Origin of the sequence: Solwaraspora sp. WMMA2080, from assembly GCF_027497395.1 — a bacterium.
Taxonomy (GTDB): domain Bacteria; phylum Actinomycetota; class Actinomycetes; order Mycobacteriales; family Micromonosporaceae; genus Micromonospora_E.
In genome coordinates, this window is sequence record NZ_CP114910.1 from 3,624,562 (window position 1) to 3,639,719 (window position 15,158).

Here is a 15,158-nt window from a genome sequence, read left to right on the forward strand (position 1 = left end):
CGGCGCCTCAGATTTTCGTCCGAATAGACCGTCTATATCGGTTATTCACCGTTTCATCTAAATCAGCCAGCTGCAACCTCCTAGCGTCGGGCCGACGACCGAACCGACGGCGGGAGGGCTGCAGTGACGGTGCTGGCGGGTCTACGCGGGCTGACCGTCGCCGCCGTGGCCGTGACGGCCGTCCTGACCGGCGCGTACCTTCTCGGTTCCAGCAGTGCACCGGCCGACCGGGCCGACCCCGACCCCACGCCCGCGCCGGCACCGGGCCCGACCCGCAGCGGACCCGACCCCGACCTGGTGCCACCACCGGCCCGGTCCACGGCGTCGCCGCCGTCACCCACCGGGGCACCGGACCCGGACCGTTCGGCGGCCCGGCTGCCGGCGTACGCCCCACTTGCCCCCGACCGCAGCGGACCGCACGGCACCCGGCAGACCAGCGGCAGCGCCGCGGTCGCCCTCACCTTCGACGACGGCCCGCACCCGGTGCACACCCAGCAGACCCTCGACGTGCTCCGCCAGTTCGGGGTGAAGGCGACCTTCTGCCTGGTCGGCCGGAACGTGGTCGCCCATCCGGAGCTGGTCCGGGCCATTGCCGCAGACGGGCACACCCTGTGCAACCACTCGTGGAGCCATGACTTCGGCCTCGGCAGCTACCCGCCGGCCGCGATCCGCACCGATCTGACCCGGACCTCCGAGGCGATCCGGGCCGCCGCCCCCGGCCACCCGGTCTCCTACTACCGCCAACCCGGTGGCTTTTGGACTCCCGCTGTGGTCGAGGTGGCGCGGGAACTGGGCATGACCTCGATCCACTGGACCATCGACCCGGCCGACTACTTCCAGCCCGGTGCGGGCAGCATCACCGCGACGGTGACCGCGCAGGCCGTACCCGGGTCGGTCGTACTGCTGCACGATGCCGGCGGCAACCGGTCCGGCACGGTGCTGGCACTGCGTACGATCCTGCCGAACCTGCGGCAACGTTTCCTGGTCGACGCGCTGCCGCCGATGGCCGAACCGGCCGACCAGCGCAGCCGCCGGCTGCACCTGCGCACCGGCCAGATCTGACCGCGACGATCCGCCGCGACGGGCGGACCGGACGGGAGATACGGTGGGGCACGTGGCTGAGTCGGCGACCCAAGCGAGCATGACCGTCGTTCGGTTCGACCAGCTCGACCCTGCCCAGGTCGACCGGGTGCTGAAGCTGGCGGCGGTCGCCGCCGACACCGACGGTGCCGACCCGCTGCCGGAGCAGGTCGTCATCGGACTGCGGGAGGCGGCCTCCGCCCGGCACCTCACGCTCGCCGACCCGGCCGGCGAGACCATCGGCTACGCGCATCTCGACCCGACCGATCCGGCCGGCCCGGTCGCCGAGCTGGTGGTCCACCCGGCACACCGGCGACGCGGGTACGGTCGTCGACTGCTCGCCGGGCTGCTCGACGCCGCCGGTCCGACGGCCGCATTGCGCGTCTGGGCGCACGGCGACCACCCGTCGGCCGCAGCCCTCGCCCTCGACCACGACTTCGTCCGCGACCGGGTGCTGTTGCAGCTGCGCCGCAAGCTGACCGACCCGCTGCCCGAGCCGCTGCCCGAGCCGGCCCTGCCAGCCGGGGTACGGATGAGGTCATTCGTACCGGGTCAGGACGACGCCGCCTGGGTGGCGCTCAACGCGAAGGCGTTCGCCGACCACCCCGAGCAGGGCCGCTGGGAGCTGCCGCAACTGCATGCCCGGATCACGCAGCCGTGGTTCGACCCAGCCGGTTTCCTGCTCGCCGAGGATCCGACCGGCCGGCTGCTCGGCTTCCACTGGACCAAGGTGCACGCCGACGCGGCGGTCGGCGAGGTCTACGTACTCGGGGTCGATCCGACCGCCCACGGCGGCGGTCTCGGCCGCGCGCTCACCCTCGCCGGGCTGCGGCATCTGGCCGCCGCCGGGCTGCACCGGGCGATGCTCTACGTCGACGAGTCGAACACCGCCGCGGTACGGCTCTACACCCGGCTCGGCTTCCTGCGCTGGTCGGCCGACGTGAGCTACCGCCGGCGCTGACCGGCCGGCCTCGGCCGACCGGCACCGGCCGGCCGGTCGGTGCCGGCACCGACCGCGGTCAGCCGAACCGGCCGGTGATGTAGTCCTCGGTCGCCTTGACCTTCGGGTTGCTGAAGATCCGCTGCGTGTCGTCCATCTCGATCAGCTTGCCGGGGTGGCCGGTGCCGGCGATGTTGAAAAAGCCGGTCCGGTCGCTGACCCGGGCCGCCTGCTGCATGTTGTGCGTGACGATGACGATGGTGAACTCGGTCTTCAGCTGGTGCATCAGGTCCTCGATGGCGAGGGTGGAGATCGGGTCCAGCGCGGAGCACGGCTCGTCCATCAGCAGCACCGCCGGCTTGACGGCGATTGCCCGGGCGATGCACAGCCGCTGCTGCTGCCCGCCGGAGAGGCTGGAGCCGGGCCGGCCCAGCCGGTCCTTGACCTCCTCCCACAGGTTGGCGCCGCGCAGCGTCTGCTCGACCAGTTCGTCGAGGTCGGCCTTGCGCATCCGACCGCCGTTGAGCTTCACCCCGGCCGCCACGTTGTCGTAGATCGACATCGTCGGGAACGGGTTGGGACGCTGGAACACCATGCCGACCTGCCGCCGTACCGCGACCGGGTCGACGCCGATGCCGTACAGGTCGTCGCCGTCCATGGCGACCTTGCCGGTCACCCGTCCACCGGGCACCACTTCGTGCATCCGATTCAGCGAGCGGAGGAAGGTCGACTTGCCGCAGCCGGACGGGCCGATCAACGCCGTCACGGAACGCGGCTCGATGGTCATGTCGACCTGCTCCACGGCCTTGAAGTTGCCGTAGAAGATGTCGAGGTCGGAGACTTCGATGCGCTTGGCCACTTGAGGGGTCCTTTCCGCGGTCAGCGGCTGGTCGGCAGGGAGAAGAAGCGGGAGATCAGCCGGGCCACCAGGTTGAGGCCCATGACGATGACGAACAGGGTGAGCGCCGCCGCCCACGCGCGCTCCACACCGAACTCCGGCCGGGCGCCGGGGATGCTGTACGAGTAGTAGGTGAAGATCGGCAGCGAGGACATCCGGCCGTCGAACAGGTTCCAGTTGGTTGCCGTGGTGCTGCCGGTGATGATCAGCAGCGGGGCGGTCTCGCCGATCACCCGGGCGATGGCGATGGTCACGCCGGTGGCGATGCCCGGAGCGGCGGTCCGCAGCACCACCCGTAGCACAGTGCGCCACTTCGGCACGCCGAGCGCGTACGACGCTTCGCGCAGCTCGTTCGGCACCAGCTTGAGCATCTCCTCGACCGAACGGACCACCACCGGCACCATCAGCACCGACAGGGCGACGGCACCGCCGAGGCCGAACCGGATGCTCGGGCCGAAGAAGATCGCGAAGAAGGCGAACGCGAACAGACCTGCCACGATGGACGGGATACCGGTCATCACGTCGACCAGCAGGGTGACCCACCGGGCCAGCCGGCCCTTGCCGTACTCGACCAGGTAGACGGCGCACATCACGCCGATCGGGACCGAGATCAGGGTGGCCGCGCCGGTGATCATCAGGGTGCCGACGATGGCGTGCAGCGCCCCGCCGCCTTCACCCAGCACGCCCCGCATGTCGCTGCTGAGGAAGGTCCCGTCGAACCGGTGGATGCCGTTCTGGGTGACGGTGATCATCAACGACAGCAGCGGCAGCATCGCGAGGGCGAAGGCGAGGCTGACCAGTACGGTGACGAACCGGTCCTTGGCCCGGCGGCCGCCTTCGACCTGCCAGGAGACCGCCGGCAGGGCCACCATGACGAGCAGTACGCCGATGGCCAACGAGAGCGGGATGGCCAGCCCGAGGCTGAGGCCGCCGACCAGGCCTACCGACAGGCTGCCGCTGACCACCGCCCACGGTGCCCACTTCGGCAGTACGCCGCTGGTCAGCGTGCTGGTGACGGGTGCCCGGGGCGGGGTGATGGTGGTCATGCGTTCGCTCCCGAGAAGTCGCGCCGACGGGCGACGACGGCCCGGGCGGCGAAGTTGACGACGAAGGTCAGCGCGAACAGCACCAGGCCGGTGGCGATCAGCGCGTTCACCGCGAGCCCGCTGGACTCGGGGAAGTCCAACGCGATGTTGGCGGCGATGGTGCTGCTGTTGACCGAGTCGATCAGGTTGATGGTGATCACGTCGGAGGCGGAGAGCACCATCGCGACGGCCAGCGTCTCACCGAGCGCCCGGCCCAGCCCGAGCATGCTGCCGCTGATGATCCCGGACCGGCCGAACGGCAGCACGGTCATCCGGATCATCTCCCAGCGGGTGGCGCCGAGCGCCAGGGAGGCTTCCTCCTGCAGCCGGGGGGTCTGCAGGAAGACCTCCCGGTTCACCGCGGTCATGATCGGCAGGATCATCACCGCCAGCACCAGACCGGCGGTCAGCATGGTCCGGCCGGTGGCTGAGGCAGGGCCGGCGAAGAACGGGATGAAGCCGAGGTGCTCCTCCAGCCAGCGGTAGACCGGGACGATGTTCGGGGCGAGGAAGAAGATGCCCCACAGTCCGTACACGACGCTGGGCACGGCGGCCAGCAGGTCGACCAGGTAGCCCAGACCGGCGGCGATCCTGCGCGGCGCGTAGTGCGAGATGAACAGCGCGATGCCGATCGCCAGCGGGGTGGCGACCACCAGCGCGATCACCGCGGCGAGGACCGTGCCGAACAGCAGCGGGGTGACGTACGCGATGAATCCTTCGCCGCCGGGCAGCTCCTCGGGGTCGGCGACCAGGGCGGGGAGGCCCTCGTAGAGCAGGAAGGCCGCGACCGCGGCGAGGGTGACCAGGATGAGCACACCGGCGCCGACGGCGGTGCCGGAGAAGATCTGGTCACCGATCCGCTTGCCGGACCGGCCCCGGCGACGCGTCTCCGCGTCCGGCGGCTCGCCCGTTGACGTGCCGCGCGGCGAGTCGCCGCCGGGCGGCGGATCACTCGATGGGGTACCGCTCTGCGCGGTGGCGGGCTTTGTCACGGATTACGCCTCCTCAGGCCGTGTCGTGACGGGCGGTACGGGATACGCCGCAGGTCCGGACGGCCACCGGGTGACCGTCCGGACCTGGGTCGCAGGGGCTGGACGTGGTGCTCGACTCAGCCGGCGACAGTGATCGCGTCCAGCGCGGACTGCGCCTGGCTGCGCAGCTCGTCGGAGATCGGCGCGGAGCCGGCGTTCTCGGCGGCGGCCTGCTGGCCTTCCTCGCTGATCACGTACGAGTAGAAGGCCTTCACCAGGTCAACCGTCTCCTGGCTGTCGTAGGTGACGCAGGCCAGCTGGTAGGAAACCAGCACGATCGGGTAGACGCCGGCCTCGGCGGTGTCCCGGGGCAGGTCGATGGCGAAGCTGAACTCCGGACGACCAGGAACGGTCTCGGCGGCGTCGACGACGGCGGCGGCCGCCTCGGCCGAGTACTCGACGAAGTCCTCGCCCACCTGGACCGCGGCGACGCCGAGATCGCCGGCGAGAGAGGCGTCAATGTAGCCGATGGTGCCCTCGCCACCGCGCAGCGCGGCGGCGACGCCCTGGTTCTGCGGGGCGGCCTCGCCGCCCGCTGCGGGCCAGTTGCCGTCAACCTCGTACGGCCAGTCGGCCGGCGCGGCCTTGGCCAGGTAGTCGACGAAGTTCTCGGTGGTGCCCGACTCGTCCGAGCGGTGCACCGTGGTGATCGCCAGGTCGGGCAGCGCGGCGTCCGGGTTGAGCTCGGCGATCGCCGGGTCGTTCCAGTTGGTGATCTTGACGTCGAAGATCCGGGCCATCACCGACGGCGACAGGTTCAGCGTCTCGACGCCCGGCAGGTTGTACGCCACGGCGATCGGGCTGATGTAGCCGGGGAACTCGATGAAGCCCTGCTCGCCGCAGGTCTCCAGGGCGGCGGCGATCTCTTCCTCGTCGAGGTACGCGTCGGTGCCGCCGAACTGGGTGCCGCCGCTGGTGAACTGCTCGCGGCCACCGCCGGAGCCGATCGGGTCGTAGGTGACGGTCGCGTCCGGAGCGACGGAGGTGAATCCGGCGATCCACGCCTCCATCGCGGCGCCCTGGGATGAGGCGCCGGCGCCAGCGAGGTTCCCGCTGACCGAGGTGTCGGAGCCGTTGCCAGACTCCGAGCCGTTGTCGCCGTCGTCGCCGCACGCGGCCACGCCGAGGGTAAGCATGACGGCGGCCGGCAGGGCGGCCAGCCGGAGGGACTTACGATTCACGGTGCGTTGCCTCTCTGAGGTCGGGTGGCGAGTCGCCGCCCAGGGGTCGCGGGGGCGAGTTCACCGTCTCGAACGCCGAGGACGGTACGAGCCGTGGCTAAACTGCCGACCGGACCATGGTGAACAGAAGGTGAACGGGGGTTGTATGGTCGCCGTCCGAGCCAAGCCCACGCTCGACTGTGACCGACGTCGCATCTCGGCCGACGCATTTCACCGGCCTGCGTCGGTGATCAGCTCCCAGGCCGACCGCGCCGCACCAGCCGCCAGCGGCGGGCCTGCTCGGCGGGAAGCTGGTAGCCGACCGCGTTGGACCTGCCGGTACCGGTCCGGGCCATCCGCTGCAACGGCAGCCCCCACTTCGGATAGTCGTGGTACGCCTTGACGATCCTGGTCAGCCCACCGAGCGCGCCGATCACCTTGTCGACCGGGCTGCCGAGCCGCGCCGCGAGGTCACCGACCGACATGGTCTCGCCGGGGTGCTCGGCGAGCAGGTCGAGGATCGCGAACACGGTCTGGTGCGTCCGGGACCGACCCTGGGCGAACCGGCGCAACTCCTCGACCGGCCACTCCTTGGCGGCGCGGGCGGTGGACCGGGCCCGCCGGGCTGGCTTCGGGATCGGCCTGGGTCGCCGGTCGAGCTCCTCGATCAGCCGGGCGATGTGCGAGACGTACTCGGCGGGCACGGCAAGATGCACGAGGTCGTCGGCGTCCGTCGGCGCACCCCGCGCGGCTGAGGTCCCTGGTCGTGGAGCCATCTGTCCCGTCCGGTAGCGGTGGCGGGCGAGGACCGCCCGGCACCCTGTCGCGTTCGTGCGCGCCAAAGTATCACCGCTTGGTAACGCAAGATCATCTATCCGGATCAGGGCTTGACAACCGCGAAACTGACCGTCCCGTCCGGATCGACGTACAGCTGAGGGGTGACCGGTACGGCCGGATCCCGGCTGGCGGCGGCCGCGAAGACGGCACCCGGGTCGGCGCAGCCGGCGACCTCGTCGAGCGTCACCCGGGTGGGTGGCAGCAGCTGCCAGTCGCCGGTCTCCGCCCGGTCCAGGGCGAGCCTCGGCCGGACCCACAGCGTCTCATCCGCCTCACCGGACACGTCCCGGGTCGCCTGCCCGACCGGCAGCCGGGCCACGAAGAAGTGGGCGTCGAACCGGCGTGGCTCGAAGTCCGGGGTGATCCACCTGCTCCACGCGGCCAGCAGGTCCGACCGCAGGGTCAGCCGCCGACGGCGCAGCAGCTCCGCGAAGCTCAACGTCCGGGCGAGCAGGGCCTGCCGGTCGACCTCCCACTCCGGACCGTCCACCGCGTCGACCACAGTGGTCTCGTCCGGGCCGGCCAGCAGCACCCCGGACTCCTCGAACACCTCCCGGGCGGCGGCGCAGACCACCGCCTGCGCCTGGTCCGGTGGACACCCCAGCCGCGCCGCCCAGTGCTCCGGGTCCGGCCCGGCCCAGTCCAGCTCGCCTGCGGCGTCGGAGGGATCCACCCCGCCGCCGGGGAACGCGTACACCCCGCCGAAGGCGACAGCCGCCACCCGCCGGATCAGGTAGACCTCGAACCCGGGGCCGCCGGGCGCCCCCGTCGGCCCCGGATCCGTCGTCGGGCGCAGCAGCAGCACGGTCGCGGCGACCCGCGGTCGTACCGGTTCCCGGCCGGCCGCGTAGAACCGGCTGGCCTGCTCGACCATCGCCTCGGGTACGGCGAACAGCATCGGATCGGGTGGCGCGGCGAAAGCCGTGACATCGTCGTCGGTGGGCACGCGCCGAGCGTAGGTCGTCGCCCGGCAGACCGGCCAGCACGCCCCGCCGTCGCCGCGCACGGACTCGCTGGCTAGCGTGCCTGGCATGACTCGTTGGGGAATCCTCGCCACCGGCGGCATCGCCGCCCGCTTCGTCGAAGACCTGCAGTTGCTGCCCGACGCCGAGGTGCTGGCGGTCGGTTCCCGCTCGGTTGCCAGCGCGCAGGCGTTCGCCGACCGCTACGGCATTCCCCGGGCGTACGGATCCTGGGACGAGCTCGCCGCGGACGGTGACGTCGACGTCGTCTACGTGGCGACGCCGCACTCGGCGCACCACGCCGCGACCATGACCTGTCTGGCCGCCGGCCGGGCGGTGCTGTGCGAGAAGCCGTTCACCCTCGACCTGGCCAGCAGCACCGAGCTGGTGGAGACCGCCCGGGCCCGGGACGTTTTCCTGATGGAGGCCATGTGGATGCGGTGCAACCCGACCGTACGCCGGGTGTGCGAGCTAATCGACGACGGCGCGATCGGTGAGGTCGTCTCGGTGCACGCCGACTTCGGCCTGGCCGGGCCGTTCGCGCCGGAGAGCCGGATGCGCGACCGCGCGCTCGGCGGCGGCGCCCTGCTCGACCTGGGCATCTACCCGGTGAGCCTGGCGCATCTGGTGCTCGGCCGGCCGGACTCGGTGCGCTCCTGGGCGAAACTCACCCCGGAGGGCGTGGACCAGAACACCGGCGTGCTGCTGGGCTACGAGTCGGGCGCGGTGGCCGCGTTGACCTGCGGCATCGTCGGGGCTACCCCGGTGACGGCGACGATCACCGGTAGCACCGGCCGGATCTCGCTGCCCGACCCGTTCATCTGCCCGAGCGAGTTCACGCTCCGCCGGGGCACCGGCGACCCCGAGGTGGTGCGGGTGGTCGAGCCGGCCGGCAACGGTTACCAGTACGAGGCGGCCGAGGTGCACCGCTGCCTGGCCGCCGGTCTGCGGGAGAGTCCGCTGGTGCCGCATGCGGTGTCCCTCGAGGTCATGGAGCTGCTGGACACGATCCGTGGCCAGATCGGCGTCAGCTACGACTGATTCCGGTCGGGAGTTGGCTGATCCGGTCTGCCGGCCGGGTCACAACGCTCGCCCGGCTTGACTCCGCCGAATACCTCAGCAATCATTGAGTCAATGAACGCTGAGGCAAGTCACCGTGCCGATGACCGGCCGCCACCCGCCCGCCCGCTGGAGCGGCGCGCCCGGGTGCACGCCGGGCAGTTGGAGCGGCGCGCCCGGGTGCACGCCGCGCTCGGCGACCCGGCCCGGCTGGCCATGGTCGACCTGCTGCACCTCGGCGACGCCGCCCCCGGCGAGCTGGGCCGACGGCTCGGGCTGCCGAGCAACCTGGTCGCCCACCACGTCAAGGTCCTGCAGGAAGCAGGCCTGCTGCGCCGCGCCCGGTCCGAGGGCGACCGCCGCCGCAGCTACCTGCAACTGGTGCCGGACGTCCTCGCCGGGCTGGCCCCACCGCCGCTGGCCGGCGTCGACCGGGTGGTCTTCGTCTGCACCCACAACTCGGCCCGTTCCCAGCTCGCCGCAGCACTCTGGCAGCGCACCGGCCCGACCCCGGCCGCCTCGGCCGGCACCCGACCGGCGACCCGGGTGCACCCCCGGGCGGTGGCGCTGGCCCGCCGGCTCGAGCTCGACCTCGACCCGGCCCGCACCGCACACGTGTCGGCCGTCATCGGCGACGGCGACCTGGTCGTCGCCGTCTGCGACAACGCCCACGAGGAGCTCACCGGGGCCGGCGCGCCCGACCTGCACTGGTCGGTGCCGGACCCGGTCCGGGTGGACACCGACGCCGCCTTCGAAGCCGCGTACGCCGACCTCGCCGGCCGGGTCCACCGGCTGGCACCCGCCATCACCAGCCGGGCCACCGCCCCCACGTCCACCGGAGCCCACCATGTCTGACGTCACCGATGCCGTCCGCCCCGACCTGTCCATCGACCAGCAGGTGGCGCTGCGTACCGCAGCGACCCGGCTGGCCCGGGAGTTCGACGGCACCTACAACACCGAGACGATCGAACGGTTCCTGGCGTCCAGCTACGACCAGTTCGCCACCGGCAGCACCATCCCCAACTATCTGCCGCTGCTCGCCGAGCGGTTCGCCCGGCAACGGCTGCAGGCCCTGGCCCGGGTCGAGGGCCTGCACTCCGACGGCCGCCCGGTGGTGCTCTTCCTGTGCACCCACAACGCCGGCCGCAGCCAGATGGCGCTCGGGTTCCTCACCCACCTGGCCGGGGACACGGTGGTCGCCTGGTCCGGCGGCAGCGAGCCGGGCCACGAGGTCAACCGGGCGGCGATCGCGGCGATGGCCGAACGCGGCATCGACATCTCCGGCGAGTACCCGAAGCCGTGGACCGACGAGGTGGTCCGCGCCGCCGACGTGGTGGTCACCATGGGCTGCGGTGACGCCTGCCCGGTCTTCCCCGGCACCCGGTACGAGAACTGGGAGCTGGACGACCCGGCCGGGCAGGACGTCAACGGCGTACGGCCGATCCGCGACGAGATCGAGCGCCGGGTCCGCCGGCTGCTGGACGACCTACAGAAAGTGGAGAACGCGTGAACCCGATCGCACTCTGGCGACGGCTGCTGGCCGAGTTCGCCGGCACCGCCCTGCTGGTCACCTCGGTGGTCGGTTCCGGGGTGATGGCCCAGACGTTGTCGCCGGACGACGTCGGGCTGCAGCTGCTGCAGAACTCGATCGCCACCGCCTTCGCGCTCGGCGCGCTGATCCTGATCTTCGGGCCGGTCTCCGGCGGGCACTTCAACCCGGTCGTCTCGACCGCCGACTGGTTCCTCGGACGACGCAGCCGCACCGGTCTGACCCTGCCGGATCTGACCGGCTACGTCGCCGCGCAGGTGACCGGCGGCATCGCCGGGGCGATCCTGGCCAACCTGATGTTCGCCCTGCCGGCGGTGACCTGGTCCACCAAGGAGCGGTCGGCGGGCAACCTGTGGCTCGGCGAGGTGGTCGCCACCGCCGGCCTGGTCCTGCTGGTCTTCGCGCTGGCCCGGTCGGGCCGGGCCGGCGCAGCACCGGCTGCGGTCGGTGCCTACATCGGTGCCGCCTACTGGTTCACCTCGTCGACGTCGTTCGCCAACCCGGCGGTGACGATCGGCCGGGGCTTCACCGACACCTTCGCCGGCATCCAGCCCGCCTCGATCCCGGCGTTCCTGGTCGCCCAGGTCGTCGGGCTCGCCATCGGAGTCGCCCTGCTGCTGGCGCTCTACCCGGGGGTGGGACACGCCGCCGACCAGGTCGTGGTGCCGGCCGAGCCCGCCCAGCCGACAGATCCCGCTCTGGCGACCACCCGACGCTGACCCGTTGCCCCACACCCCTCGAAGGAGACACCGTGAGCAAGCCCAGTGTGCTGTTCGTCTGCGTACACAATGCGGGCCGGTCCCAGATGGCCGCCGGCTGGCTGCGTCACCTCGGCGGCGACGCGGTCGAGGTCCGCTCGGCCGGCTCCGCGCCGGCCGAGTCGGTCAACCCGGCGGCGGTCGAGGCGATGCGCGAGGTCGGCATCGACATCACCGACCAGACCCCGAAGCGGCTGGAGTGGTCCACCGCCGAGTCCTCCGACGTGATCGTCACGATGGGCTGCGGCGACGCCTGCCCGGTCTTCCCCGGCAAGCGGTACGAGGACTGGCAGTTGCCCGACCCGGCCGGTAAGGGCGTCGAGGCGGTCCGGCCGATCCGCGACGAGATCCGCCGTCGGATCGAGGCGCTGCTCGCCGACCTGGTCCCAACGACCCGGGTCAGCTGAACAGCGGGCGGACGACGAAGTACATCACCGCGCCGATGCTGCCGGCGGCGGGGAAGGTCAGAATCCAGGCGCCGACGATGTTGCCGGCGACGTTCCACCGTACGGCGGACAGCCGCTTGGTCACCCCGACGCCCATGATGGCCGAGGTGATGGTGTGGGTAGTGGAGATCGGCGCGCCGAGCACCAGGGCGTTGAAGTAGAGCACCGAGCTGGCGACGGTCTCGGCGGCGAACCCCTCCGGCGGCCGCAGGTCGATGATCTTGCGACCGAGGGTACGGATGATCCGCCAGCCACCGGCGTAGGTGCCCAGCGCCAGCACGGTCGCCGAGGTCCAGAAGACCCATTCCGGGATGGTCTCGGCGTCCGACTGGAACCCGCCGACGAACAGCGCCAGCACCACGATGCCGATGGTCTTCGCGGCGTCCTGCATGCCGTGCCCGACCGACATCGCCGCCGCCGAGACCGACTGGGCGATCCGGAAGCCCCGGTTCAGCTTGCCGGGCTGCCCGTTGCGGAAGATCCACTGCACGGCGAGCATGACCAGGAAGCCGAGGCCGAAGCCGACCAGCGGGGAGAGCACCATCGGCAGTACCACGTCGCCGGCGATGCCGCCCCACAGCACGGTGCCGGAGGCGGCGATGGTGGCGCCGACCAGGCCGCCGATCAGCGCATGGGACGACGACGAGGGCAGCCCGAAGTACCAGGTGATCAGGTTCCAGGTGATCGCGCCGACCACGCCGGCGAAGACGATTCCGAGGCTGGAGACGCCGGCCGGCAGCTCGACCAGGCCGCTGCCGACGGTCTTGGCCACCTCGGCGCCGAAGTGGGCGCCGATGAAGTTGCCGACCGCGGCCATGATCAGGGCGACCCGTGGGGTGAGTGCCCGGGTGGAGATGCTGGTGGCGATGGCGTTTGCCGCGTCGTGGAACCCGTTGGTGTAGTCGAAGACCATGGCAACGGTGATCACCGCGAGGACGGCGATGAGTTCGGCGCTCACCCGGCTCAGGACTCCTTGACCGCGATGGTCTCGACTGTGTTGGCCACGTGCTCGAAGGCGTCGCAGGCGGCCTCCAGCTCGTCGGCGACCTCCTTCATCTTCAGCACGGTGAGCGCGTCGTACTCGCCGGAGAAGAGGCGGACCAGCAGCATCCGGTACGACCGGTCGCCCTCGTTCTCCAGCCGGTTGCACTCGATCCAGTAGTCGTCGAGGTCCTTCATCGCCCGCAGCCGGGGCATCGCGTCGGCGGTCACCCGGGCCTGCTGGTCGAGCACCGCGATCAGCTCGTGCATCTCCCGGGGCAGCGACGGCAGCTGGGTCAGCCCGTAGAGGTAGAGCAGGTTGCCGACCGCCTCCAGGTGGTCCATCACGTCGTCGAGCTGGCTGCCCAGCCGGTAGATGTCCTCCCGGTCGAATGGGGTGATGAACGCCGAGTTGATCTTCTTGTAGAGGTCGTGGGTGATCTGGTCGCTGTCATGCTCGACCTCGGTGAGCCGCTCACTGACCGACTGGACGTCGACTCCGGGCAGGGCGAGTTCGTTGAGCAGCTCGGTGCCCCGCACGAGGTTCTGCGCGGCCTTGGTGAACAGTTCATAGAAGGCGCCCTCGACCGGGCGGAAGGAGAACTTCACAGCGCAGACCTCGTCGGAGACGGTGGGGAACAGGGGCTGGCCACGGGAAACGCCCGCGCGCTCTGCAGGGAATGCTAGGTAACAGCGAATCGCGTCTGCTCGCGGCCCACCCCTGTACACCCACAGGTCAGTCTTTGTTCATCCACCGTTCACTTTCAGTCCGTCCCCGGCGAGCAGCCGGGCGTGCTCCTTGCGCAGGTCGAAACGAGCTGGCGGGTAGCTCAGGTCCAGATCCGCGAAGTGCTCCCGGAGCAGGTGCGCCAGCGCCCAGTCCCGGTACCACTTGCGGTCGGCCGGCACCACGAACCAGGGCGCGGCGTCCGTGGCGCACCGGCTCAACGCCTCCGTGTACGCGGCCTGGTAGTCCGGCCACTTGCTGCGCGCGTCCACATCCCCCGGGTGGTACTTCCAGTGCTTGGTCGGATCGGTCAACCGGGACAACAGCCGCTCCCGCTGCTCCGCGTACGAGATGTGCAGGAACACCTTGATCAGCACGAACCCCTCGTCGACCAGCCCGGCCTCGAATTCGTTGATCTCGTCGTAGCGGGCCCGCCAGGTCTCCTCCGGCACCAGCGACTCGACCCGTACGACCAGCACGTCCTCGTAGTGTGACCGATCGAACACCCCGACCTGGCCGGCGTCCGGCAACGCCCGGCGGATCCGCCACAGGAAGTGGTGCGCCAGCTCCTCCTCGGTAGGCGGCCCGAAGGCCCGGATCTGCAGGCCGAGCGGGTTCATCGCGCCGGCCACCCGCTTCACCGCGCCGCCCTTGCCGCCGCAGTCCATCGCCTGCAGCACCAGCAGCACCCGCCGGCCGGCCGCGTCGCCGGCGACCGCCTGGGCGTGCAGCATCTCCTGCTGCTCGGCCAGTTCGTCGCCGATGCGGCGGACCTCGGCGCGGGCCCACGACTTGCGGTCCGGCCCGGTCACCGACAGCGCCGGCAGCCCCGGCGTCGACCTCGGGTCGATCGCGGACAGGTCGAGCGGCCGGCCGGCGCCGACCCGTAGCAGTTCCCGGACAGGTGGCTCGTACAGGTCAGCAGTCATCAGCCGATCATCGCCCAGCCGGCCCCCGGCCGACCAGCCGACCGCTACCCGGCCGACCACCGGACCGGCCGGCCGACCAGCCGGTCGGGTCAGCAGACCAGCGCCAGCCACTTCCGGTAGGCCGAGGCGAACGGCTCGGTGCCGTCGCCGAGCGCGTCCTGCAACCAGCGGGCGGCGGCCCAGGCCGACTCCACCACGTCCTCCGGGTAGCCGTACCGCACCCGGTGCTCGGCGAACTCGTCCTCGTCGCGCAGCTCCACGAGGCCGGTCGCCCGACGCCGCACCACATCAAGATCAAGATCAATGAGGTGTACGGTGGACTCGTCCTCCCAGCGGGCCGGGCTGGCGATGTCGCAGTAGACCTCACTGGTGCGCGGCGGCGGGTTGAACATGCAGGTCCACCACTGCTCACGCGGCACCAGCAGGACGAACGGGATCTGCTCCACCGACGGGCGACCGTGGTAGATCGACTCGGTGCCCCGGGGCACGCCGAGCCACACGCCGACCTCGTCCTCAGTCAACCGGCGGGCCGGATAGTCCCGGTGGGCCGAACCGTCGTACTTGCGATAGACCACCCGTACGACATCGCTGGACATGTGTCGCACCTTAACGGATGGCCGCCCACCGGAAGGCAACGTGCAGGTGACGCCCCAGTGCCGGCGCCAGCGCCCGGGCGTCACCGGGCGTCACCGGGCAACACCGGCCGGCACGCTGTG

Annotated in this window: 17 protein-coding genes; 7 read left to right on the forward strand and 10 right to left on the reverse strand. The window is 71.2% G+C overall.

Annotated elements, in window-relative coordinates:
• The first annotated feature begins 123 nt into the window (after window positions 1-123).
• Window positions 124-1,062 carry a polysaccharide deacetylase family protein gene (locus O7543_RS16580; RefSeq protein ID WP_281552997.1) on the forward strand — a complete coding sequence of 313 codons (939 nt, stop codon included), beginning with the start codon at window positions 124-126 and terminating at the stop codon, window positions 1,060-1,062.
• Window positions 1,063-1,141: 79 nt separating this feature from the next.
• Entirely contained in the window at window positions 1,142-2,041 is a 900-nt protein-coding gene (mshD, locus tag O7543_RS16585) for a mycothiol synthase (RefSeq protein ID WP_281552996.1), read from the forward strand.
• Window positions 2,042-2,099: 58 nt separating this feature from the next.
• Here the strand turns inward: mshD and pstB are convergent, their stop codons facing one another.
• The 6 genes from pstB to O7543_RS16615 all read right to left on the reverse strand — a co-directional run bounded on the left by pstB (window position 2,100) and on the right by O7543_RS16615 (window position 7,905).
• Window positions 2,100-2,879, reverse strand: a complete 780-nt coding sequence (gene pstB / locus O7543_RS16590; RefSeq protein ID WP_281552995.1) for a phosphate ABC transporter ATP-binding protein PstB — start codon at window positions 2,877-2,879, stop codon at window positions 2,100-2,102.
• Window positions 2,880-2,899: 20 nt separating this feature from the next.
• Window positions 2,900-3,964: a phosphate ABC transporter permease PstA gene (gene pstA, locus O7543_RS16595; protein ID WP_281552994.1), complete on the reverse strand. Its 1,065-nt coding sequence runs from the start codon at window positions 3,962-3,964 to the stop codon at window positions 2,900-2,902.
• Window positions 3,961-4,995, reverse strand: a complete 1,035-nt coding sequence (gene pstC / locus O7543_RS16600) for a phosphate ABC transporter permease subunit PstC (protein WP_281552993.1) — start codon at window positions 4,993-4,995, stop codon at window positions 3,961-3,963. Before pstC ends, pstA begins: the two co-directional genes overlap by 4 nt.
• 116 nt (window positions 4,996-5,111) lie before the next feature.
• Window positions 5,112-6,215 carry a phosphate ABC transporter substrate-binding protein PstS gene (gene pstS / locus O7543_RS16605; RefSeq protein ID WP_281552992.1) on the reverse strand — a complete coding sequence of 368 codons (1,104 nt, stop codon included), beginning with the start codon at window positions 6,213-6,215 and terminating at the stop codon, window positions 5,112-5,114.
• A gap of 230 nt (window positions 6,216-6,445) precedes the next feature.
• Window positions 6,446-6,970, reverse strand: coding sequence for a hypothetical protein (locus tag O7543_RS16610; RefSeq protein WP_281552991.1), 525 nt, complete (start codon window positions 6,968-6,970; stop codon window positions 6,446-6,448).
• A 104-nt stretch (window positions 6,971-7,074) separates the two neighbouring features.
• Window positions 7,075-7,905, reverse strand: coding sequence for an NUDIX hydrolase (locus O7543_RS16615; protein WP_281555398.1), 831 nt, complete (start codon window positions 7,903-7,905; stop codon window positions 7,075-7,077).
• Between the two features lie 157 nt (window positions 7,906-8,062).
• Here O7543_RS16615 and O7543_RS16620 point away from each other — a divergent pair, with 157 nt between their 5' ends.
• From O7543_RS16620 to O7543_RS16640, 5 genes are all read left to right on the forward strand, one after another.
• A complete protein-coding gene (locus O7543_RS16620; RefSeq protein ID WP_281552990.1) occupies window positions 8,063-9,034 on the forward strand; it encodes a Gfo/Idh/MocA family oxidoreductase in 972 nt (323 codons plus the stop codon).
• A gap of 93 nt (window positions 9,035-9,127) precedes the next feature.
• Entirely contained in the window at window positions 9,128-9,907 is a 780-nt protein-coding gene (locus O7543_RS16625) for a helix-turn-helix domain-containing protein (RefSeq protein ID WP_281552989.1), read from the forward strand.
• Window positions 9,900-10,562: an arsenate reductase ArsC gene (locus tag O7543_RS30225; RefSeq protein WP_348650016.1), complete on the forward strand. Its 663-nt coding sequence runs from the start codon at window positions 9,900-9,902 to the stop codon at window positions 10,560-10,562. The genes O7543_RS16625 and O7543_RS30225 overlap by 8 nt, the downstream gene beginning before the upstream one ends.
• A complete protein-coding gene (locus O7543_RS16635) occupies window positions 10,559-11,320 on the forward strand; it encodes an aquaporin (protein WP_281552988.1) in 762 nt (253 codons plus the stop codon). Before O7543_RS30225 ends, O7543_RS16635 begins: the two co-directional genes overlap by 4 nt.
• An 86-nt stretch (window positions 11,321-11,406) precedes the next feature.
• Window positions 11,407-11,766, forward strand: a complete 360-nt coding sequence (locus O7543_RS16640) for an arsenate reductase ArsC (RefSeq protein WP_281555396.1) — start codon at window positions 11,407-11,409, stop codon at window positions 11,764-11,766.
• On the opposite strand, the gene O7543_RS16645 is transcribed toward O7543_RS16640, so the two are convergent.
• The 4 genes from O7543_RS16645 to O7543_RS16660 form a co-directional block, all read right to left on the reverse strand.
• Window positions 11,759-12,763, reverse strand: coding sequence for an inorganic phosphate transporter (locus O7543_RS16645; protein ID WP_281552987.1), 1,005 nt, complete (start codon window positions 12,761-12,763; stop codon window positions 11,759-11,761). The two genes, O7543_RS16640 and O7543_RS16645, sit on opposite strands and share 8 nt — an antisense overlap.
• Window positions 12,764-12,768: 5 nt before the next feature.
• Window positions 12,769-13,395, reverse strand: coding sequence for a DUF47 family protein (locus tag O7543_RS16650; RefSeq protein WP_281552986.1), 627 nt, complete (start codon window positions 13,393-13,395; stop codon window positions 12,769-12,771).
• Window positions 13,396-13,533: 138 nt separating this feature from the next.
• A complete protein-coding gene (locus O7543_RS16655) occupies window positions 13,534-14,442 on the reverse strand; it encodes a PPK2 family polyphosphate kinase (RefSeq protein ID WP_281552985.1) in 909 nt (302 codons plus the stop codon).
• 89 nt (window positions 14,443-14,531) lie between these two features.
• On the reverse strand, window positions 14,532-15,038 hold the full coding sequence (locus O7543_RS16660; RefSeq protein ID WP_281552984.1) for a DUF402 domain-containing protein: 507 nt from the start codon (window positions 15,036-15,038) through the stop codon (window positions 14,532-14,534).
• Window positions 15,039-15,158 lie beyond the last annotated feature (120 nt).